Below are 19,491 nucleotides of genomic sequence, written 5' to 3' on the forward strand. Positions count from 1 at the left end.
GTCTGCCAGCGTCGGACTGCAAACTGTCTGCGACTTCCTCACAGGACCACAACGATCAGGTTGTGGCTTCCCTCATCAGGGGCGGGCGGATGCCGCGGCGCGCGCCGCAGCCGGCAGCGCAGCCTCGATGCGGCCGAGCGCCTCATCGTCATGTGCTGCGGTGAGGAACCACGCCTCGAACACGCTCGGCGGCAGCGCGACGCCCTGCTCGCGCATGGAGTGGAAGAAGGGCGCGTAGCGGAACGATTCCTGGGCCTGCGCCTCGGCGTAGGTGCGCGGGGCCTCCGCCGCGAACGCGACGCCGAACAGGTTGCCGGCTCGCGCGATCGCGTGCACGACGCCGGCTTCGGTGAGAGCGGCGTCGAGCGCCTGGGCGACGCGGGCGGCGGCGGCATCCACTCTGGCGTACACGGCGGGGGTCGCCAGTCGCAGGGTCTCCAGGCCCGCGGCGACCGACAGCGGGTTCCCCGACAGCGTGCCGGCCTGGTAGACCGGGCCCGTCGGGGCGAGCATGTCCATGACGTCCGCGCGACCGCCGAGAGCGGCGAGCGGCATGCCACCGCCGATGACCTTGCCGAAGGTGATGAGGTCGGGCAGGTACTCCTCGCCGGTCGCGGCCTGCAGGGCCCAGTATCCGGCGTGGTGGACGCGGAATCCGGTGAGCACCTCGTCGAGGATCATGAGCGCGCCGTGCGCGTGCGCGGTGTCGGCGATGAAGCGGTTGAAGCCGGGCTCCGGTGCGACAACGCCCATATTCGCGGCTGCGGCCTCGACGATGACGGCGGCGATCCGGTCGCCGTGCTCGGCGAACACCGCTTCAAGGGCGGCGCGGTCGTTGTATCCGATCACGAGGGTCTGGGCTGCGATCGGGGCAGGGACGCCGGCTGAACCGGGCAGTGCCAGGGTCGCGACGCCGGAGCCGGCCTCCGCGAGCAGGCCATCGGAGTGGCCGTGGTAGTGCCCGGCGAACTTGACGAGCAGGTCGCGGCCCGTCGCGCCGCGGGCCAGACGGATCGCCGTCATGGTCGCCTCTGTACCGGTGGAGACCAGGCGGACGCGTTCGATCGGAGCGAGGTCTCCGAGGCGGACGCGCTCGGTGATCTTGCGTGCGAGCGCGACTTCGCCCTCGGTGGGCGCGCCGAAGGATAGACCGCGGGTCGCGGCCTCCTGCACGGCCGCGACGACCTCCGGATGCGCGTGCCCGAGCAGAGCGGGTCCCCATGACGCGACGAGGTCGACGTACTCGCGGCCTTCCGCGTCCGTGACGTACGCGCCACGGGCGGATGCCAGGAATCGAGGCGTCCCGCCGACCGAGCCGTAGGCGCGCACGGGCGAGTTCACGCCGCCGGGGGTCACCGCTCGCGCGGCGGAGAACAGCTCATCATTGCGGTCGGTCATGGTGGCTCCTCGGATGTTCGGTTTCGACTCGCTTTGCTCGCTCAACCCGTTTCGTCTGCGGCGCTGCGCGCCTCCGCTCAACGACCTGCAGGCGACTCAGCCTTCGCGAAGCCAGGTGGCGGCCTCGGTCGCCCAGTAGGTGAGGACGGCATCGGCACCGGCGCGGCGGATCGACAGCAGCGACTCGAGCACTGCCGCGCGGCGGTCGATCCAGCCGTTCGCCGCTGCGGCCTCGATCATCGCGTACTCGCCGGAGATCTGGTAGGCCCACACCGGCACGTGCACGGCGTCGCGAACCTCGCGCAGCACGTCGAGGAAGCTCATCGCGGGCTTCACCATCACGATGTCGGCGCCCTCGGCCTCGTCGATCAGCGCTTCGCGGATGCCCTCCCGTCGGTTGCCGGGATCGAGCTGGTACGTGCGGCGGTCGCCCTGCAGCTGGGAGTCGACGGCCTCACGGAACGGGCCGTAGAACGCGCTGGCGTATTTGGCCGCATAGCCGAGCAGCAGCGTGTCTGTGAAGCCTTCGGCATCCAGCCCGCGGCGGATGGCGGCGACCTGGCCGTCCATCATGCCCGACAGCCCCAGCAGGTGGGAGCCCGCTCGCGCCTGCGCGAGGGCCATCGACACGTAGCGCTCGAGCGTCGCGTCGTTGTCGACCGAACCGTCGGCGGCGAGCACACCGCAGTGGCCGTGGTCGGTGAACTCGTCGAGACACAGGTCGGTCTGCACGACGAGCGCGTCGCCCACCTCATCGACGAGCGCGCGGGTGGCGACGTTCAGGATGCCGTTCGGGTCGTCGGCGCCGGAGCCGGCAGCATCCCGAACCGCTGGCACGCCGAACAGCATCACACCGCCGACACCGGCCTCAGCGGCCTCCACCGCGGCACGCCGCAACGAGTCCATGCTGTGCTGGACGACGCCGGGCATCGATGAGATCGGGGCAGCTTCGTTCACGCCCTCGCGCACGAACATCGGCAGCACGAGCTGTCGCGGTTCGACGGAGGTCTCACGGGCGAGCGCCCTGACAGCCGGCGACCGGCGCAACCGCCGAGGACGCACTTCCGGGAACCCTGCAGAAGGGAAGCTCACGGCGCGAACTCGTCGGCTGCGTGCGGAAGGGTGAAGTGCGAGACGGCATCGATGAGCGCATCGACGGTCTGCTTGTCGGCGACGACCGTGATCGGCAGTCCGGCCTTGCGGGCGTCCTTCGCGGTGCGTGGTCCGATCGCGGCGAGCAGCGTGTCATCCGGGATGTCGGGGAACTGCTCGCGCACCTGCTGAGCGACCGATCCGCTGGTGATGAGGATCGCGTTGATGCGGCCGCTGTCGACGTCGCGGCGGATGCGATCCGTCACCGGGACTCCGACCGTGCGGTAGGCGACGATGCTCGCGACATCGTGGCCAGCCGCGATCAGCGAACGCGTCAGCACGGGCTTGGCGATCTCGCTGCGCAGAGTCAGGATGCGGCGCGGCTCCGGTTCGAGCGCGATGAGCTGCTCGGCCATGCCCTCGGCGGAGTTGTCCTGCTCCGGGACGAGGGCGACCTCGTAGCCGACTGCCTGGAGCGCCGCCGCTGTCGTCTCTCCGACCGCGGCGATCTTGGTCCCCTTCGGCACGACGGCGCGGTGGGCGTACAGAACGTCCACCGTCGTGGCACTGGTGATCGTGAGCCAGTCGAAGTCACCGGCGGCGAGCTTCTCCAGAGCGTCGTCGAGCGCGGCCTGGTCCGTCGTCGGCCCGAAGTTGATCAGCGGAGCGACCACGGGAATCGCCCCCTGCGAGCGCAGGCTCGCGGCGACGCCGTCGCCCCACGGGCCTCCTCGCGGGACGAGGATGCGCCAGCCGCTCAACGGCTTCTCGGGCTTGGTTTCGGGTGTGCTGGTCATCAGGGTTGCTCTCGGGGGACGAAGTCGGCCGCCCCTTGTTCGAGCAGCCGACGGGCGACAGAAAGCCCGAGCTCACGTGCTGCGCGATTCGGGTTCGCACCATCGGCAGCATCTGCATCGTTGCCACTGCCGTTCTCACGAATATACCCCCGGTTCAGGGATTCCGTGACGTCGAGCCCGATCCGCCGCTCCCCGGCGGGGTCGTAGACGATCGTCCGCAGCCGGACGGCGTCACCGGTCACGACCGCGTGCGCGGCCATCGGCGCCTGGCATCCGGCATCCAGCCCCTGGAGCACGGCGCGCTCGACGGTGATCGCGAGACGGGTGCTTTCATCGTCGAGTTCGGCGAGCGCCGCACGCAGATCGGATGCCGCATCCGCGGTGGTCTCGACGGCGAGCGAGCCCTGCCCTGGCGCTGTCGGCCATTCGGCGAGCCCGAGCTCTTCACGCTTGAGTCTCGTCTCCGAGCCGAGCCGCGAGAGTCCGGCAGCGGCGAGGATGACGGCATCCAGCTCGCCGGACTCCACCCTGGCAAGACGCGAGTCGACGTTGCCGCGGATGTCGACGACCTCCGCTCGCGGCGCACGGATCCGCACCTGAGCGATACGGCGAGGTGAACCAGTGCCGACCTTGGCGCCTGGGCGCAGCGCGTGCAGCGGAGTGCCGTCGCGGGTGATCACGACGTCGCGGGCGTCTTCGCGGACCGGCGTCGCTGCGATGACGAGGCTGTCGGGCACAGCGGTCGGGAGGTCCTTGAGCGAGTGGACGAGGATGTCGCACTCACCGGCGAGCAGCGCCTCACGCAGCCGTGTGGCGAAGACTCCGAGCCCGCCGATCTCGGAGAGCGATGCGCGGTTGGTGTCCCCCTCGGAGACGATCGGGACGAGCTCGACCCTGCGGCCGGAGATCTTCTCCAGGGCTGCGGCGACGTGACCGGACTGCGCCTGTGCCAGAGCGCTTCGACGTGTGCCCAGGCGGATCGGGCGCGATCGGTTGGGAGTGGACATGGCTTACTGGAGAACGTCCGCGATCTCGTCGAAGCGGAGGCGGCGTCCGGTGTAGAACGGCACCTCCTCCTTCACGTAGCGGCGCGCGTCGGTGTAGCGCAGATCGCGCATGAGATCGACGAGTTCAGTGGGATCGTCGGCCTCGAGCGGCAGGAGCCACTCGTAGTCGCCGAGCGCGAAGGCTGCCACGGTGTTGGCGATGACGCCGGTGAAGGCCGCGCCCTTGCGCCCGTGGTCGGCGAGCATCTTGCGGCGCTCGGCCTCGTCGATCAGGTACCACTCGGGTGTGCGGACGAAGGGGTAGAGGCACAGCCACCCCTTGGCCTCAACGCCGCGGAGGAATCCGGGCACGTGCGCACGGTTGAACTCGGCGTCGCGGTGCACGCCCATCACGTTCCACACGGGCAGCAGGGTGCGCAGCAGTTCGGTGCGGCGCAGGCGCCGCAGAGCCTTCTGCAGATCTTCGGCCGTCTCACCGTGCAACCAGACCATGAGGTCGGCGTCTGCCTTCAGCCCCGACACGTCGTAGAAGCCGCGGACGGTGACGCCGGAGTCCTCGATGTGACCGACGATCGTCTCGAGCTCGGTGGCGTCCGTCTCGGCGACCGGTGCATCGGGATTGCGCCGCCAGACGGCCCAGAGGGTGAAACCGGACGGGTTCTGCTCACTCGCTTCGGACATGCTCCCAGTCTGCCCCTTTCCGAGGCAGGGAGCGAATGCGGCGACGAGCTATCGGGCGACGGCGCGGGCGATGGCCCACACCAGGCCGCCGGCGACCGCGGCGATGCCGACGGCCGCAGCGATCGCACCCACAGGGTTGCGGTCGGCGAACACACGCGCCTTCGCGATCCCCCGCTGCGAGGCCTTCTCGAGACGACGGGGCACGTTGCCCTTGATCTCGATCGCGGCGAGCGCCGCCTTCAGCTCGGCGCGGGCTGATTCGACGGGATCCGTGATCCCGGCGCGCACGGCGGTGCGGGGCAGAGTGGAGTCAGAGCTGGTCATCACCGGCATCCTTCACGATTCGAATATCCGTTGCCACGGCCTGGCCCGGGTTCTCGCGGCGCAGGACCTTGCGGAACTTCAGCGCTCCGAGCAGCACGCTCACCAGCACGCACAGCAGCAGCAGCACGAGCACGGCGAGCGCCGAGAGCCACACCGGCCACCAGGACGAGAGCCCGGCGACGGCGAACACGAGGATCATCGGCACGAGCCAGAACAGGAAGAAGAGCGCTATGACGAACCAGGCGCCGCCGATGCCGGCATCCTTCGCCGTGCGCGACACCCACGACTTGGCGGCGTCGATCTCGGCCTTGACCAGCTTGGTGACGAGCTCAGGGAGGTCGCCGAGCAGCGTCAGGAGACTGTCGTCAGCGCGGTCACGATATCCGCGGACCATGTCACTTTCCGTTCGTCGTGGTGTTCTTCGCTGCCGTCGAGTTCGACGAGCTCTTCGTCGTGGATGACGTCTTCGGCTTGGGCGCCGTCTTCGACTTCGCGGCGTCGACCGCGTCCTCGAGCGCGTCCTCGACGCGATCGACGGCCTTCTTGCCGGTGGCGATCGCAGAGTCCAGCTTCTCTCCAGGCGTATCGCCGTCGCCGACGGACTTGGCGACCTTGACGACGCCGTTCCAGATCACGCCGGGCACGGCCGACGCCTTCGCGCCGACGAAAGCCTTCGCCTTCTCGACCTGCCGCTGCACGGGCTCCTGATCCCAGACCTTCAGCCACTGCTTCTTGATCTGCTCATAGCGCTCGCGTCCGGCGCGCGTTCCGAGCACGTATCCGACGCCGAGCCCGACGACGAGTCCGATCTTCCCCTTCATGGGGTCTCCTCACGTTGTTCCGGTCGAGCCGCTGGCATGGTTGCCGTCGGCCAGGGCTCAAGCGTAACGCCATATGCCGAGAACGGCATCAATACCTCAGGGGGTTGACAGGTGGCCTTCCGGGCCCCACAGGAGCGCGCGGCGGACACGGTCGGCCTCGGCGGTCGCGTCGGGAACGACCTGCGCCAGCCCGGTGCCGGACAGCCAGGCGCCGACGGCGCCGAGGCTCCCGGTCCGCTCCACTGCTGCCCGCAGTTCACGGCGCCGGGTCGCGGCTCCGATGAGCGATGCGGGCTGCGACTGCGTGAAGCGGGCGCGGTGCGCTGCGATGAGCGCGGACTCCGGCAGCGCGACACCGAGCATCGCGGATGCTTCGCTCAACGCCAGGCGTGCCGCAGCGTCGTCATCGAGGGCGGCGGTGGCCGCCGGCTCTCCCTGTGCACCGAACGAGACCCGCACGACGTGGCGGCCGCCGGCCGACTCGAGCACCCAGCCCCACTTGGCGCTCGAATGCGTCAGCGCCTTGGCCGTGTGGCTGCCGGGAACCGTGAGCACGCCCGTCCCGCGGGGCGCGGCATCCAGCGCCGGCGAGTGGAGCAGCAGGCTCACGATCTCGATCTGCGGCGCCTCGCCCTGGTCGCCGAGGCCGTCGACATGGGACTCCAGCAGACGGCGGGCAGCGGGTTCTGCGGTCGCGACGATGACGGCATCCGCTTCGAGGGTCTCGTGCTGGACGGCATCCACGTCGTCATCCGATGCGACGGGAACCGTCACGATCCAGCCTTCTCCGGCGGGAGCGATGGCGTCCACTGCCGCGCCTGTTCTGATGACAGCACCGAGCTCGCCGAGATCCGCAGCGAGCGCATCGACGAGAAGACTCATGCCGCCCGCGATCCCCTCGACCGCAGAACCCGGAGCCTTCTTGGCACGGCCGGCACGGTCTGCGAGCAGCTGCGCGACGCCGCCGGACAGGGAACCCGCACGGGTGAGCGCCTCGTTCAGACCGGGGGCCGCGACCTCCGTGTCGACGTCGTCCGGGTCAGCCGAATAGACGCCGGCCGTGACCGGGGCGACCAGCAGGTCGCGCACCTTGGCGCCCATGCGCTTCGCGACGAGAGCTCCGAGGCTGCGCTCCTGCCCGATCGTCAGCGGCGGCCGAAGGCGATCGACATAGGCGCGCCAGGCGCCTCCCCAGCCGATGATCCGGCGCACGTCGTCGGCGAACGGGTTCGCCGGGATACCGAGGATGCCGCCCTTGGGCAGCGGCGCAGCATCCGCACCGGGTGCTCCGACGAGCCAGGCTCCTGCAGGGTTCGGCGTGACGATGCGGTCGGAGAGTCCGAGTTCCTCCAGGAGCCCACGGACGTGACCGCCGCGGGTGGCGTAACTCTCGGCGCCGGCATCCACTCGCACGCCGTCGAGGTCCGCCCGTCGGATCGCACCGCCGAGCTCGTCCGCCGCCTCGAGCAGCGTGACCCGCATGCCTACCTTCGCGCACTCCCGCGCGGCGACCAGTCCGCCGATGCCGCCGCCGATGACGACGACGTGACGATGCGCCGCCCGCGCGGCGAGGTCTGCCGTGCGGTCGCCGCTCATGAGTGTGCCAGCTCCACGATGCGGGTGAGCTGGTCGGGGTCGGTCTCGGGAGGGACGCCGTGACCGAGGTTCAGGATGTGCGCGCGTGCAGCCTTGCCTCGTTCGATGACGTCGCGGACGTGAGCCTCGAGAACCTCCCACGGCGCCTGCAGCATGGCCGGGTCGATGTTCCCCTGAACGGTGACGTCCTGGCCGAGGATTCCGGCGGCCTCGTCCAGCGGCTGTCGCCAGTCGACGCCGACGGCGGATGCCGCACCGTCCAGGCGCATGTCGGCAAGGAAGGGCCCGGTGCCGACACCGAAGTGGATCACGGGCAGGCCGAGGCCCTCGACCGCTGCCTTCGAGTGCGGGGCGACGTGCGCACGGTAGTCGGCCGGGCTCAGCGAGCCCGCCCACGAATCGAACAGCTGCACCGTCGCAGCCCCTGCATCGCGCTGCGCTTCGAGGAACCGGCGTGAGACGCGCGAGAGCCAGCCGGCCAGCCGGTCCCATGCCTCGGGGTCGGTGTGCATCATGGCGCGCGCGCGGAGGTGCTCCTTCGACGGGCCGCCCTCGACGAGGTACGCGGCGAGAGTGAACGGCGCACCGGCGAATCCGATCAGCGGGGTGTCGCCGAGTTCGTCGGTGACGATGCGCACGGCCTCGGCTATCGCGGTCGTGTCCAAACCGTTCGGATCGATCGCGGTGATGCGATCGACATCGGCGCGGGTGCGCACCGGTTCGGCGAACACGGGGCCGCGGCCCGGCTCGATCACGACGTCGACGCCGGCCAGTCGCAGCGGGATCACGATGTCGCTGAAGAACACAGCGGCATCCACCTTGTGCCGACGAACCGGCTGCAGGGTGATCTCGGCCGCGAGATCAGGGGTGAGGCAGGCATCCAGCATCCGCGTGCCGACGCGCAGCTCGCGATACTCCGGCAGCGAGCGTCCGGCCTGGCGCATGAACCAGACAGGGGTCTGCTCTGGGCGATCTCCGGCGAGTGCGCGCAGGAGCGGAGAGTTCGTGGAGGACATGTCTCCATCCTCCCATCCGGCGCTCATGAACCGCCTGTCAGCCTCCTCTACGGACGACGGCGTAAGATAGCCGACGTGCTGCTGTGCGTGACGGCGAGTCACAAGACCGCCTCCTTCGACATGCTCGAACGATTGAGCCGCACCCCTGACGACGTCGCCCCGAACTTGCTTCGGCTCGCTTCGTGCGTGCAGGGGGCCGTTGTGCTCTCCACCTGCAACCGGTTCGAGGCGTACGTCGAGGTCGACGAGCCGGTGACCGCGGCCGGCGCTGTCGGCGTCGAAGCAGTGCTCGAGGCGATCGAGCTGTCCACCGGCATCCCCACCGCAGAGCTCGATGGCGCGTACGCCGTGCACTCCGGCCGCCGGGTCGCCGAGCACCTGTTCGCGGTGGCCTCAGGGCTGGAGTCGGTCGTCCCCGGCGAGGGCGAGATCGCCGGTCAGGTGCGACGCGCGTTGACCGAAGCACGCAAGGATGGCACAACGTCACCCGAGCTCGAGCGCCTGTTCCAGCGCGCCAGCCAGGCGCAGCGCAAGGTCAAGAACGTCACGGCCCTCGGCCGCGCCGGCCGCTCGCTCGTGCGCCTCTCGCTCGAGCTCGCAGACAGCCGTATCGCCGACTGGGCCGCCGAGCGGGTGCTGCTGGTCGGCACCGGGGCCTACGCTGCCGTCACGCTGGCGACTCTGCGCGAGCGCGGCGCCATCGACATCTCGGTCTACTCGCCGTCCGGCCGCGCTGAACTCTTCGCGAAGAAGCACGGCATCGCCGCCGTCTCCGATGCGGACTACGCACGCGTCGCATCCGGGTCGTCGCTGCTGATCACCTGCACGAACGCCGCGGAAGAGCCGGTCCTCGGGCCGGAGCACCTCGAGGCGCCGGCAGCACTGACCGCCGTCGGCTGCCCGATGGGCCCTTCGACAGGCTCAGGAACCGCGGGTGGATCGCAGCTCGTGATCGACCTCGGGATGCCGCGCAACGTCGACCCGGCAGTCGCACAGCTCGAAGGCGTCGCCCTGCTGGATCTCGAGACCATCCGGTTGCACGCACCGCTCGACGAACTGCAGGCGACCGATGCCGCCCGTTCCGTCGTGCGCGACGCCGCCGACACCTTCAACGTCGTCGGGGATCGTCAGAGTGTGACCCCAGCGGTGGTCGCGTTCCGCTCGCACATCTTCGCGCTCATGGAGGCGGAGATCGATCGTGCTCGTGCCCGCGGCGACGAGGACGGCAAGGTCGAACAGGCCATGCGCCACCTGGCCGGTGTCCTCACGCACACGCCGACGACCCGCGCCCACGAGCTCGCCGCCGACGGCCGCGGTGCGGAGTTCGTCGCGGCGCTCGAGACGATCTACGGCATCGCCCCTGCCGAGTCGGCCGCGGACGAAGCGGCCGCATCGGCCTGAGCCGCAGACCGGGTCCGAGTGCGTCTCACCGTACTCTGCGACGCCGACGTGCCCGCGCGATGACGGTCCACGCGATGTAGGCGCAGATGGCCGCGGCGACAGCGGGGACGAGGGCTGCACGGAGCGGCCCTGTCACCGCGATGTTCACCCAGCCGAGCAGCGGAACGCTGTACCAGAGCCGGCCGAGGATCTGCTCCGGCGCGACGATCACCGAGGTCACGGTGGCGTCCCCACGGGTGAGCACGGATCCGCCGACCGTGCGGTCGAGGTCGACGACGCGTCGCGTCATCACTGTCGGCTCGGATGAGTCGATCGTGAAGGCGATGACGTCTCCGACGTCGAGGCGAGGTGCGTCCACAGGCCGCGTCACGATGAGCGTCCCCGGCGGCAGCGCGGGTTCCATGGATCGATCCATGATCGTGAACGCGCTCGCGCCGGTGGCGAGCGGAACGCCGGCCACAAGCACGGCTATGAGTGCGAGCATCCCCAGTACACCCGCACCCACGCCATGCCCGAGCGCCACCCCCATCGACCGCGGCTTCGTTTCGGTCGTTGACGGCTGATCCGGCGTCCTGTGTTTCTTGGTCACCGGCTCGGCCCCGCCCCCAGCAATCGATGCTGACCTGCGTTTCGGGTGTCCCCTACGGGAACAACGCCAGCCCTCATCGCTGACTACGACGATATAGACCTTTGTCTAGGAGCAGTAGGTCTTTCAGCCACCAAAACGGGTGGACGAAGCATCGGACGATGCCGTGGCAAGCGCATCGCGGCCGGCCGGAAGGATGCGTGCGATGAAGCTTCCGACGGCTCGATCGAGCTCGACCACGAGCCAGCTCCGCAGCCGTTCGAGGCGCTCACCATCGATCTCGCGGTCGACCACATCGTCGATCAGCACGACGTCGACGCCGCGCGCGCGCGCCCGTGCTGCGGCGTCCGCGACCTCAGGGCAGTCGAGGCGTCCTGCCCGATAGCCGTCCCTCAATCGCCCCTCGTGGACGAGGCACTGGCGGACCTCCGCCTCGGTGAGCGGAGTGCCCTCGGCTATGCGGGTCAGCAACGGACCGACCGTCTCATCCAGCCGTGCGACCTTCTCGCGCGCACGCGCCGTCACTTCAGCGAGCCAGGCTCGATCGCTGCTCGCACGCAGCGCCGAGGCCCTGTCGCGCTCGAGGTGACGACCGAGCACGTGCACCGAGACCGCGAGCGCGGCCGCGACCGCCACGATCACCACGGCCCGCACGGCCGCCGCGCGAACCTCCGGATAAGGGCCGGGGACAGCAGAGAGGACCATGAGCACCGTGATCGGAACGAGCAGTACGAGCGCCGTGACGGGGCGCCCGCGAAAGCACAGCATCCCGAGAACCAGCGAAGCGCCGACGAACGGCCACATACCGGCGAAGGTGGGGATCGTCGCGGCATCCGGAACGGCGACCCCGGCGAACATCGTGCAGACGGCGGCGACGGCGAGTGCAGAGGTGATGATGACGATCGCGTTTCCTGCGCGTCCCGTGCGCCACGACAGGATCATGAACGCCACGGCGAGAGCCACGCCTGCAGCGGCCGCGGGGATCGGCTGACGAAGCCAGGTGAAGGAATACGCGGCGAGCAGGATCGGACCGGCGGCCAGAAGCGCACCGGCCAGACGCATGTCTCTGACGCCCATCAGTCCCATCGGCGCCGCCGCGACAGGTCGCGTGCTCGGCGTCGGCCGCCACCGGGCGTCGACCACGACCCCCGTTCCCGGCGAGGAACGCACGTCGGCCCTGCCGCCGACGGCGCGCAGCCGTGCCAGGATGCTCACTGCGATTCCGAGCCGGCCAGGGGCGACCGCATCGCGATCGAAGCCCGGCCCGTCGTCGCTGACTTCGACCCGGATGCCGTCTCCGATCCGCGTCAGCGTCACGTTGCTCGCGCTGTCGGGGGCATGCGCCCTGGTGTTGATCAGCGCCTGTCTCGCTGCACCCGTCATGGCGGCGGCGACATCGGCTGGAATGTCGGTGGCCGCTCGTCCGTCCTGGGCCGAGGCGTCGGTGAAGTGCGCACCGTGCGCTCGAGCGAGTTCCTGCAGCCCGCCGCGGAACGCGTCCGCGCCGACAGCCTCGGTCGGGGGGCTCGCCAAAGCGTTCAGCGCCTCTCGAGCGCGGCGGGCCTGAGAGGCGAGCACCGGCAGCATCTCGGGCGTCGCGCGAGCAGCGAATCCGAGCGTCGCCAGCACCTCATCGTGAACGAGCGCCTGAGCTCGCACGTCCACCGTTCGGCGCGCTGCGAGCTCAGCCTCGCGGGCAGCCGCGTCGCGAGCGATGGCAGCCGTGGCATCCGCTCGCTGGGCCCGGGCGAGCGTCCCGCCGGCGAGCGCGGCCAGCAGCACGGCCGTGGCGAACGCCTGCACGTTGTTGGCGGTCGCGTTCGCCGAGAAGTCCGCCATCGCGAAGCGCAGCAACGGGATGAACACTCCGAGGGCACCAAGGACGATCCATCCGCCCGCCTGTCCCCAGGCGATGACACCGGCGAGGACCGGGATCGAGATCACGGTGAGCGGCCAGAGGAGCTGCCCGCTGGGGGCCGCGCCGCTCAGGGCGAGGACCGGCCAGGCGAGCGCGACGAGAGCGAGGTATGCAGAGGAGACGACACCGTTGAGCACAGCGATCGTGCGGCGACTGCTCACCTGGGCCAGCAGTGCGACGACGACGACGAGAGCGTAGACCACGGCGATGATCGCCCGGAAGAACGGCGGGTACGACGCCGGGTTCTGCTGGACGACCACGGTGAGCACGCCGAGCGCCGCTGCCGCGGCGAGCGCACCGTTGACCGCTGTCAGCAGGCGCGCCGCGAGCAGTTCGTGACGATCCGCCGGCGCGGAATCCGTCGATTCGGGGTCGTTCTCGGACTCCTCGGAAACGACGTCCGCCCCGATCATGGCCGCCCAGGCATGGGCAGGTATCCGTCCTCGACGCCCCGGCGGTACAACTCGACCTTCGTGGGCGCCGCGCGACCGAGGCGCTGGTACACGACCTTGATGCGCTTGAGGTGGTCGTTGACGGTGTTCTCGCTGATCCCGAGCTGCGCTGCGACCTGCTTCGCCCCGATGCCGGAGGCGTACAGGGCGAGGACATCGCGTTCGCGGTCGGTCAGAGGAGCGCTCTCGAGTTCGGGGTCGGCGTCGACGGTCACGGCCCACTCCGCGTCGACGAGCAGCTCACCCCTGGCCGCACGCTCGATCGCCGAGAGGATCGCGGCCGGTGGGGCGGACTTTCGGACGACGCCGAGCGCTGCCGTGCGCAGAGCGGCTCTGACGAGGAACCGATCCTCCCCCGAGGTGAGCACGAGCACTTGAGAGCCGCGCTCCTGCAGCCATTGCACGTTCTCGGCAGGCGTGGTCCCGTCGCGCAGCATGAGGTCGAGCACGACGAGATCGGGATGCAGATCCGCCTGCCTGAGGGCGGCGACCGAAGGCACTGTGCCCAGGAACACCAGGTCCCTCGAGCTCTCGATGAGCGGACCGATGGCGAGACCGACGAGCGCATGGTCGTCGACGATCGCAACGCTGAAGGTGGCCCTCATGGTTCAAACATAGGACAGCGGCGAACCATGGGCATGCTCTGGTGCCCGCAGTGCCAGACTGGAGACATGGCCCTGCACATCACCGGCGACCCGGCAGCCGACGAACTCTTGACCGACAACCCGCTCGCGCTCCTGGTCGGGATGCTGCTGGACCAACAGGTTCCGATGGAGACGGCGTTCGCCGGTCCGCTCAAGATCGAGCAGCGCACCGGGGCAGCGGATGCCGCGGCGATCGCCGGCATGGATCCGGAGAAGTTCCTCGAGGCGTTCAAGCAGACCCCCTCGGTGCATCGATTCCCCGGTTCGATGGCCGCCCGCGTTCAGACGCTGTGCCAGGAGCTCGTCGATTCGTGGGGCGGCGATGCCGCAGCGCTCTGGACGACGGGCGATCCCGATGGGCTGGAGGTGCTCCGCCGGCTCAAGGCTCTCCCCGGCTTCGGCGAGCAGAAGGCGAAGATCTTCCTGGCGCTGCTGGGCAAGCAGTACGGCTTCACGGGTGACGGCTGGCGTGAGGCATCCGCCCCCTACGGCGACGATGGCGCCTATCGCAGCGTCGCCGACATCGTCTCGCCGGAGTCGCTGACCAAGGTGCGCGAGCACAAGAGGGCGATGAAGGCCTCAGCGAAGACCGCGAAGCCATGAAGAAGACCGGAGGCAGCGTCGGAGCCTTCATCGCCGACGTGACGCCGGCCGCGAGGCGACGGGATGCCGAGACGCTCACAGCTCTGCTGCAGGAGATCTCCGGCCGCGAACCGGAACTGTGGGGCACCATCATCGGCTTCGGCAGCTGCCACTACCGCTACCCCACTGGCAACGAGGGCGACATGCCCGTGCTCGCCTTCGCCCCGCGCAAGGGCGCGTCGACGCTGTACCTCGACAGCACCGACCGGCACAGTGACGCTCTCGCGAAGCTCGGTCCGCACACCGTCGGCGCCGGGTGCCTCTACATCAAGGATCTCGAGAAGGTCGACCTCGACGTTCTGCGTCCTGTCCTCGAGGATGTGCTGGCGTGGACAGAGGGCGGCGGGGACGACTACGCCCGCATCACCGTCCAGGACTGAGCGCGGCATCGGCTCGTCGAGCCCCCGTCTTGGCGCCGAGCCCCCGTGTCTTGCCGTCGAGGCCCCGTGTCTTGCCGTCGAGGCCCCGTGTCTTGGCGCCGAGCCCCGTGTCTTGGCGCCGAGCCCCCGTCTTGCAATCGAGCCCCCGTCTTACGTTCGTGCGCACGACGGGGGCTCGATACGAAGACGGGGTCTCGATGCCGGGTATCAGCGGCTGCCGTACCGTGTGACGATCTCTTCGGTCAGCGACGGCCAGATCCGCTTGTGATCCTCGCCGAAGGCGACCCCCGACAGGAAAGCCGCGGCGAGATCGCGAGTGCGGTCGATGAAGAGGAAGCTCCCCTGCCCACCGAAGTGCCCGGCCGTCTCGGGCGGGAAGGAGTCGGCGAGCCAGTGCGGGCTCTTCGTGCCCTTGAGCTCGAACCCCAGCCCCCACTGGTTGTCGTCGAACGAGCCGTAGCCGGGGACGACACCGCGAAGACCCGGCTGCGAGACCATGAGCGCGAGGTCGCGAAGCTCAGCCGGGATGAGCGTCGGTCGGAGCACCTCGCGTCCGAAGATCAGCAGGTCGTCGATCGAGGCCCGGTACCCGGCGGAGGGACGCCCGGTCAGCTCGATGTCCCGCATGCCCAGAGGACCGGCGACTTCGCGCGCCATCCACTGGTCGAAGGGCATGCCCGCAGCGGCGGCGACATGCGCCCCGAGCGCATCGAAGCCGGCGTTCGAGTAGATGCGGCGCGTGCCGGGCGCCGCCTGCGTCTGCTCGCCCTCGAACGGCAGCCCGCTGGTGTGGTCGAGCAGATTGAGCAGTGTCGAACCCTCGGGGCCGGCCGGCTCATCGAGGTCGATTAGCTCGCGCTCGACGGCGATCAGCACGCCCCAGGCCGACAGCGGCTTCGACACCGAAGCCAGCGGGAGCACGGCGTGCGGGTCGCCCTGCACAGCGATGGGCTGCTCGGGGCCGGTCACCCCCACCAGAGCGGTGTGCGGGAAGCCGTCGGTCGCGGTGAAAGTCGTCGTCTCCACCCTGCCATCGTCCCATGGAGCGGCGGGACGCAGCATCCTCCCCCATGTCTCCGCACGTCGAGGCCCCGTCTTGCCACCGATGCCCCGTCTTGCGTGCGCGGATAAGACGGGGTCTCGGCGCGAAGACGGGGCCTCGGCGCGAACATGGGGTCAGGCGCCCTTCAGACGCTCCGCGAGGTAGTCGTTCAGCTCAGCGACGGAGACCCGCTCCTGCGCCATGGTGTCGCGGTCGCGCACGGTCACCGCGTTGTCGTCGAGCGAGTCGAAGTCGACCGTGACGCAGAACGGGGTGCCGATCTCGTCCTGACGGCGGTAGCGGCGTCCGATCGCTCCGGCGTCGTCGAAGTCGATCGCCCAGCGTCCGCGCAGCGAGTCGGCGACCTCGCGCGCCAGCGGCGAGAGACGCTCGTTGCGCGACAGCGGAAGAACAGCGACCTTGACCGGCGCGAGACGCGGGTCGAGCTTGAGTACCGTGCGAGTGTCGGTGCCGCCCTTGGCGTTGGGCACCTCCTCCTCGACGTAGGAGTCGACGAGGAACGCCATCATCGAACGGGTCAGGCCGAACGACGGCTCGATCACGTACGGCGTGTACCGCTCACCGGATGCCTGGTCGAAGTACGTCAGGCTCTGACCGGATGCCTCGGAGTGGCTCGACAGGTCGTAGTCGGTGCGGTTGGCGACACCCATGAGCTCGCCCCACTCCTTGCCGGGGAAGCCGAACCGGTACTCGAAGTCGATGGTTCCGGCCGAGTAGTGCGCCCGCTCGTCCTCCGGCACGTCGAAGCGACGCATGTTGTCGGTGTTGATGCCGAGGTCCTCGAACCAGGCCCAGCATGCCTCGACCCAGTGCTCGAACCACTCCTGCGCCTCGGCGGGCGGAACGAAGTACTCGATCTCCATCTGCTCGAACTCGCGGGTGCGGAAGATGAAGTTACCGGGCGTGATCTCGTTGCGGAACGCCTTGCCGACCTGGCCGATGCCGAACGGCGGCTTCTTGCGGCTCGCGGTGAGCACGTTCGAGAAGTTCACGAAGATGCCCTGAGCGGTCTCGGGGCGCAGGAAGTAGAGGCCCGACTCGTCATCGACGACGCCGAGGTAGGTCTTCACGAGACCCGAGAACGCCTTCGGCTCGGTGTACTGGCCCTTGTTGCCGCAGTTCGGGCAGGGCACGTCGGCGAGGCCGTTCTCGGCCTTGCGGCCCTTGCGCGCCTCGAAGTCCTCGATGAGATTGTCGGCGCGGAAGCGCTTGTGGCAGTTCAGACACTCGACGAGCGGGTCGGTGAAGGTCGCGACGTGGCCGGAGGCCTCCCACACGCGCTTGGGGAGGATGATGCTGGAGTCGAGGCCCACCATGTCGCCGCGTCCGCGAACGAAGGTCTGCCACCACTGCCGACGGATGTTCTCCTTCAGCTCGGTGCCGAGGGGGCCGTAGTCCCACGCAGAGCGCGAACCGCCGTAGATCTCACCTGCTTGGAACACGAACCCGCGGTGGCGGGCGAGGCTGATGACCTTATCGAGGCGGGACTGTTCGGCCATGGTGGCTCCAATGGTCGGATGCGGCGGGGAATGCGCCCAGGAACATGGGCATTCCAATCCTATCCGCGCCCCTGCTGTCGATCAGCCCCACGTGAGGGAGGTCAGGACGGCATCCGCGCGACGATCCCCATCTCCTCGGATGCCGCGGCGAGACGATCGTCGTACGTCCAGACCTCGCCGGCACCGACCGCGATCGCCGTGGCGAGATGGATCGCGTCGAGCGATCGGAGAGCCGGGGGCCCGATGACTCGGGCACTCTCGACGATCGGAGACGACATGGGCGCGAACGCGATGTCTCCGGTCGCCAGCTCGAACGCCGACGTCAATCGATCGCGGGGCTCGAAGTCGAGACGCCGACGGATGCCGCGCGCCAGCTCGACCCGCGTCAAGGTCGAGGAGATCAGCCGATCGCCGTCGGCCACCGCTTGGTCTATCGCTCGCCCGAGCGCGTCGGATTCGTTCTCTTCGAACACCCGCTTGAGCACCGCGCTCGTGTCGACGTAGATCAGCACGTCAGATGCGGTCTTCCCGATCGAGGAGGTCGGCCGTCGTCATGCCCTTCGGAAGATGAAGAATCGGCTTGACCGACCGATAAGGGCGTTCCGGTGGTGTCACCCAGTCGGGGTACGGCGTCGGTCGTGCGGAACCGGCGAGCCCGAGATGCTCGTCGACGGCCAGCCTCAGGATCTCCTGCTGGCTGCGCCCCGTGCGCTCCGACTCGGCGCGCAGCGCCGCTGCCGCGTCGTCCCTCAATCGAAGGTTCATCGCCATGGTCCCGATGGTACCAGTCACCGCACTGATTGGTACCACTGTGGCGTTTCGTCTCGCCTTCTACTCCCTCGATGACCCGGAGCGGACGCTCAGCGGTGCGGAAACGCCACGCCTCCGCCTGCCGCAAGCGACTCGGCGACGATGCGAACGTGCTCCTGGGCCATCTCCTGCGGCATGGGCGGGAGCACGTCATCCCAGAAGGCGAGCGCCGCTCCGCGCCCCTGCATCATGCCGGCCGGGCGGGCAAGCGCCCACATGTGGAGATGGGCGGAGCCGTCGTTCCAGCGACCGAAGTGGCAACGCGCAACGCCGGGGATGGTCTTCACGGCCTCGGACATCCGCTGCATGAGAGGACCGAGCGCTGCGAGCACGTCGATCGGAGCGTCCTCGAGCAGCCAATGCTCTCGAGGCGAGAGCGCCGCGATGAACGGCAGCCCGCTCGGCTCCGGAGAGGCGTAGACCTGCCACAGGTCGTCGTGCCAGATCGTGTTCTCCGAGGGTGCGCACGGTCCGCACGTGGATCGATCGATCTCGCCGCCGCGTGGATTCTCGGGCACAAGCATCGGTTCGAGCGGTCGCATCCTGATCTCGTCGAACGCCCAGGGCAGACCTTCGGTCAGCGCCGAGGCATCCAGCCGCTCACCGATCGGCAGCCGGGAGTGGAACGGAGACTCTGCTGGTGTCTGCCCGCTCATCGCGCTCATTCGGTGAACAGGTAGCCGCGCTCGACGTCGAATCCGGCGATACGCAGCCCGCGACCGAGCAGCTGCTCCATCTCGCCGCGCAGACGCGTGCGCCACTCGTGCGCGGCATCCGGATCGGATGCGCGCATGGCCTCGACGTCGGACGGGATCTCGAGCGTCTCGACGACGGCGTCAGGCGCCGGAGGCTTGGCGATGTCGGCGAGGGCCCACTCGACATCCAGCCGGTCGCTCTCGTCGCCGGCATCCCCGCCGCCGAAGATGCCGTAGTTGTTCACCGAGTACCCGGTGACGCGGGCGCCCAGCACAGTGAGGAAGAAGTGGGCGTTGCGTGCCACGAGCGGGTCGAACGTCCACGTGATGCCGCCGACGTCTCGAGAGAACGCCCACTGGCGCTGGTGCTCCTTGAGCTCGCGCCCCCAGCCGCGGCCGCGATAGTCGGGCAGCAGAGCGGTGATGTGCGAGTGCATCCGGCGCCGAGCCGGCACGCCGAAGAAGGCGATGGATGCACCGACCATCCGCTCCTGGCCGCCCTCGTCGTCGAACAGGCCGACCACGTAGTTGCCAGACTGCTGCAGCGCGCGCAGCGTACCGGCGTCGATGACGCGCTCTGGTCCGCGGATCGAATCCAGCAGGCTCTGCGCGTCGATGATCAGTTCAACGGTGTCGAGGTCACGGATGGTTCGCACGCACCCAGTCTGC

At 69.4% G+C, this 19,491-nt stretch carries 22 protein-coding genes; 3 read left to right on the forward strand and 19 right to left on the reverse strand.

Annotation, left to right across the window (positions count from 1 at the left end; all coding sequences use genetic code 11):
- Positions 1-75 precede the first annotated feature (75 nt).
- The 10 genes from KHB019_RS14625 to hemE all read right to left on the reverse strand — a co-directional run bounded on the left by KHB019_RS14625 (position 76) and on the right by hemE (position 8,732).
- Positions 76-1,398: a glutamate-1-semialdehyde 2,1-aminomutase gene (locus tag KHB019_RS14625; protein ID WP_230102653.1), complete on the reverse strand. Its 1,323-nt coding sequence runs from the start codon at positions 1,396-1,398 to the stop codon at positions 76-78.
- Positions 1,399-1,494: 96 nt separating this feature from the next.
- Positions 1,495-2,490 carry a porphobilinogen synthase gene (hemB, locus tag KHB019_RS14630; RefSeq protein WP_337459307.1) on the reverse strand — a complete coding sequence of 332 codons (996 nt, stop codon included), beginning with the start codon at positions 2,488-2,490 and terminating at the stop codon, positions 1,495-1,497.
- Complete coding sequence (locus KHB019_RS14635) at positions 2,487-3,287, reverse strand: uroporphyrinogen-III synthase (protein WP_230102651.1); 801 nt, start codon at positions 3,285-3,287, stop codon at positions 2,487-2,489. The genes hemB and KHB019_RS14635 overlap by 4 nt, the downstream gene beginning before the upstream one ends.
- Complete coding sequence (hemC, locus tag KHB019_RS14640; RefSeq protein ID WP_325472097.1) at positions 3,287-4,294, reverse strand: hydroxymethylbilane synthase; 1,008 nt, start codon at positions 4,292-4,294, stop codon at positions 3,287-3,289. Before hemC ends, KHB019_RS14635 begins: the two co-directional genes overlap by 1 nt.
- Before the next feature lie 3 nt (positions 4,295-4,297).
- Positions 4,298-4,975 (reverse strand): hydrogen peroxide-dependent heme synthase, encoded by a 678-nt coding sequence (hemQ, locus tag KHB019_RS14645; RefSeq protein WP_230102649.1) that lies wholly within the window; start codon positions 4,973-4,975, stop codon positions 4,298-4,300.
- Positions 4,976-5,023: 48 nt separating this feature from the next.
- Positions 5,024-5,299, reverse strand: a complete 276-nt coding sequence (locus tag KHB019_RS14650; protein WP_337459308.1) for a hypothetical protein — start codon at positions 5,297-5,299, stop codon at positions 5,024-5,026.
- Positions 5,286-5,693 carry a phage holin family protein gene (locus KHB019_RS14655; RefSeq protein WP_230102647.1) on the reverse strand — a complete coding sequence of 136 codons (408 nt, stop codon included), beginning with the start codon at positions 5,691-5,693 and terminating at the stop codon, positions 5,286-5,288. Before KHB019_RS14655 ends, KHB019_RS14650 begins: the two co-directional genes overlap by 14 nt.
- A 1-nt stretch (position 5,694) precedes the next feature.
- Positions 5,695-6,120, reverse strand: coding sequence for a hypothetical protein (locus KHB019_RS14660; RefSeq protein WP_337459309.1), 426 nt, complete (start codon positions 6,118-6,120; stop codon positions 5,695-5,697).
- A 96-nt stretch (positions 6,121-6,216) separates the two neighbouring features.
- Positions 6,217-7,716 carry a protoporphyrinogen/coproporphyrinogen oxidase gene (locus KHB019_RS14665; RefSeq protein WP_337459310.1) on the reverse strand — a complete coding sequence of 500 codons (1,500 nt, stop codon included), beginning with the start codon at positions 7,714-7,716 and terminating at the stop codon, positions 6,217-6,219.
- On the reverse strand, positions 7,713-8,732 hold the full coding sequence (hemE, locus tag KHB019_RS14670) for a uroporphyrinogen decarboxylase (RefSeq protein WP_337459311.1): 1,020 nt from the start codon (positions 8,730-8,732) through the stop codon (positions 7,713-7,715). Before hemE ends, KHB019_RS14665 begins: the two co-directional genes overlap by 4 nt.
- Before the next feature lie 75 nt (positions 8,733-8,807).
- On the opposite strand from hemE, the gene KHB019_RS14675 reads away from it, so the two are divergent.
- A complete protein-coding gene (locus KHB019_RS14675) occupies positions 8,808-10,133 on the forward strand; it encodes a glutamyl-tRNA reductase (RefSeq protein WP_337459312.1) in 1,326 nt (441 codons plus the stop codon).
- Positions 10,134-10,158: 25 nt separating this feature from the next.
- Here the strand turns inward: KHB019_RS14675 and KHB019_RS14680 are convergent, their stop codons facing one another.
- The 3 genes from KHB019_RS14680 to KHB019_RS14690 all read right to left on the reverse strand — a co-directional run bounded on the left by KHB019_RS14680 (position 10,159) and on the right by KHB019_RS14690 (position 13,694).
- Positions 10,159-10,662 (reverse strand): S26 family signal peptidase, encoded by a 504-nt coding sequence (locus KHB019_RS14680; protein WP_337459313.1) that lies wholly within the window; start codon positions 10,660-10,662, stop codon positions 10,159-10,161.
- A gap of 183 nt (positions 10,663-10,845) precedes the next feature.
- Positions 10,846-13,050 (reverse strand): sensor histidine kinase, encoded by a 2,205-nt coding sequence (locus tag KHB019_RS14685; protein ID WP_337459314.1) that lies wholly within the window; start codon positions 13,048-13,050, stop codon positions 10,846-10,848.
- Positions 13,047-13,694 (reverse strand): response regulator transcription factor, encoded by a 648-nt coding sequence (locus KHB019_RS14690; protein WP_337459315.1) that lies wholly within the window; start codon positions 13,692-13,694, stop codon positions 13,047-13,049. Before KHB019_RS14690 ends, KHB019_RS14685 begins: the two co-directional genes overlap by 4 nt.
- 66 nt (positions 13,695-13,760) lie before the next feature.
- Here KHB019_RS14690 and KHB019_RS14695 point away from each other — a divergent pair, with 66 nt between their 5' ends.
- Positions 13,761-14,336: an HhH-GPD-type base excision DNA repair protein gene (locus tag KHB019_RS14695; protein WP_337459316.1), complete on the forward strand. Its 576-nt coding sequence runs from the start codon at positions 13,761-13,763 to the stop codon at positions 14,334-14,336.
- On the forward strand, positions 14,333-14,755 hold the full coding sequence (locus KHB019_RS14700) for a DUF1801 domain-containing protein (RefSeq protein ID WP_337459317.1): 423 nt from the start codon (positions 14,333-14,335) through the stop codon (positions 14,753-14,755). Before KHB019_RS14695 ends, KHB019_RS14700 begins: the two co-directional genes overlap by 4 nt.
- Positions 14,756-14,962: 207 nt before the next feature.
- On the opposite strand, the gene KHB019_RS14705 is transcribed toward KHB019_RS14700, so the two are convergent.
- The 6 genes from KHB019_RS14705 to KHB019_RS14730 form a co-directional block, all read right to left on the reverse strand.
- Positions 14,963-15,781, reverse strand: coding sequence for a serine hydrolase domain-containing protein (locus KHB019_RS14705; RefSeq protein ID WP_337459318.1), 819 nt, complete (start codon positions 15,779-15,781; stop codon positions 14,963-14,965).
- A gap of 150 nt (positions 15,782-15,931) precedes the next feature.
- On the reverse strand, positions 15,932-17,317 hold the full coding sequence (locus KHB019_RS14710; RefSeq protein WP_230102636.1) for a glycine--tRNA ligase: 1,386 nt from the start codon (positions 17,315-17,317) through the stop codon (positions 15,932-15,934).
- 101 nt (positions 17,318-17,418) lie between these two features.
- Positions 17,419-17,829 carry a type II toxin-antitoxin system VapC family toxin gene (locus KHB019_RS14715; protein WP_230102635.1) on the reverse strand — a complete coding sequence of 137 codons (411 nt, stop codon included), beginning with the start codon at positions 17,827-17,829 and terminating at the stop codon, positions 17,419-17,421.
- Between the two features lies 1 nt (position 17,830).
- On the reverse strand, positions 17,831-18,088 hold the full coding sequence (locus KHB019_RS14720) for a ribbon-helix-helix protein, CopG family (protein ID WP_230102634.1): 258 nt from the start codon (positions 18,086-18,088) through the stop codon (positions 17,831-17,833).
- Between the two features lie 89 nt (positions 18,089-18,177).
- On the reverse strand, positions 18,178-18,783 hold the full coding sequence (locus KHB019_RS14725; RefSeq protein ID WP_230102633.1) for a hypothetical protein: 606 nt from the start codon (positions 18,781-18,783) through the stop codon (positions 18,178-18,180).
- A gap of 5 nt (positions 18,784-18,788) precedes the next feature.
- Positions 18,789-19,478: a GNAT family N-acetyltransferase gene (locus KHB019_RS14730; protein WP_230102632.1), complete on the reverse strand. Its 690-nt coding sequence runs from the start codon at positions 19,476-19,478 to the stop codon at positions 18,789-18,791.
- Between the last annotated feature and the right edge of the window lie 13 nt (positions 19,479-19,491).

It is taken from the genome of Microbacterium sp. KHB019, from assembly GCF_037285405.1.
GTDB lineage: Bacteria > Actinomycetota > Actinomycetes > Actinomycetales > Microbacteriaceae > Microbacterium.

Bases quoted from the DNA above. Each gene is read 5' to 3' on its own strand.
- KHB019_RS14655 (WP_230102647.1), bottom strand. From the start codon at position 5,693: ATGGTCCGCGGATATCGTGACCGCGCTGACGACAGTCTCCTGACGCTG.
- KHB019_RS14680 (WP_337459313.1), bottom strand. From the start codon at position 10,662: ATGGGGGTGGCGCTCGGGCATGGCGTGGGTGCGGGTGTACTGGGGATG.
- KHB019_RS14710 (WP_230102636.1), bottom strand. From the start codon at position 17,317: ATGGCCGAACAGTCCCGCCTCGATAAGGTCATCAGCCTCGCCCGCCAC.
- KHB019_RS14700 (WP_337459317.1), top strand. From the start codon at position 14,333: ATGAAGAAGACCGGAGGCAGCGTCGGAGCCTTCATCGCCGACGTGACG.
- KHB019_RS14695 (WP_337459316.1), top strand. From the start codon at position 13,761: ATGGCCCTGCACATCACCGGCGACCCGGCAGCCGACGAACTCTTGACC.
- KHB019_RS14690 (WP_337459315.1), bottom strand. From the start codon at position 13,694: ATGAGGGCCACCTTCAGCGTTGCGATCGTCGACGACCATGCGCTCGTC.
- KHB019_RS14625 (WP_230102653.1), bottom strand. From the start codon at position 1,398: ATGACCGACCGCAATGATGAGCTGTTCTCCGCCGCGCGAGCGGTGACC.
- KHB019_RS14720 (WP_230102634.1), bottom strand. From the start codon at position 18,088: ATGGCGATGAACCTTCGATTGAGGGACGACGCGGCAGCGGCGCTGCGC.
- KHB019_RS14685 (WP_337459314.1), bottom strand. From the start codon at position 13,050: ATGATCGGGGCGGACGTCGTTTCCGAGGAGTCCGAGAACGACCCCGAA.
- KHB019_RS14650 (WP_337459308.1), bottom strand. From the start codon at position 5,299: ATGACCAGCTCTGACTCCACTCTGCCCCGCACCGCCGTGCGCGCCGGG.
- hemQ (WP_230102649.1), bottom strand. From the start codon at position 4,975: ATGTCCGAAGCGAGTGAGCAGAACCCGTCCGGTTTCACCCTCTGGGCC.
- hemE (WP_337459311.1), bottom strand. From the start codon at position 8,732: ATGTCCTCCACGAACTCTCCGCTCCTGCGCGCACTCGCCGGAGATCGC.
- hemC (WP_325472097.1), bottom strand. From the start codon at position 4,294: ATGTCCACTCCCAACCGATCGCGCCCGATCCGCCTGGGCACACGTCGA.
- KHB019_RS14635 (WP_230102651.1), bottom strand. From the start codon at position 3,287: ATGACCAGCACACCCGAAACCAAGCCCGAGAAGCCGTTGAGCGGCTGG.
- KHB019_RS14660 (WP_337459309.1), bottom strand. From the start codon at position 6,120: ATGAAGGGGAAGATCGGACTCGTCGTCGGGCTCGGCGTCGGATACGTG.
- KHB019_RS14665 (WP_337459310.1), bottom strand. From the start codon at position 7,716: ATGAGCGGCGACCGCACGGCAGACCTCGCCGCGCGGGCGGCGCATCGT.
- KHB019_RS14725 (WP_230102633.1), bottom strand. From the start codon at position 18,783: ATGAGCGGGCAGACACCAGCAGAGTCTCCGTTCCACTCCCGGCTGCCG.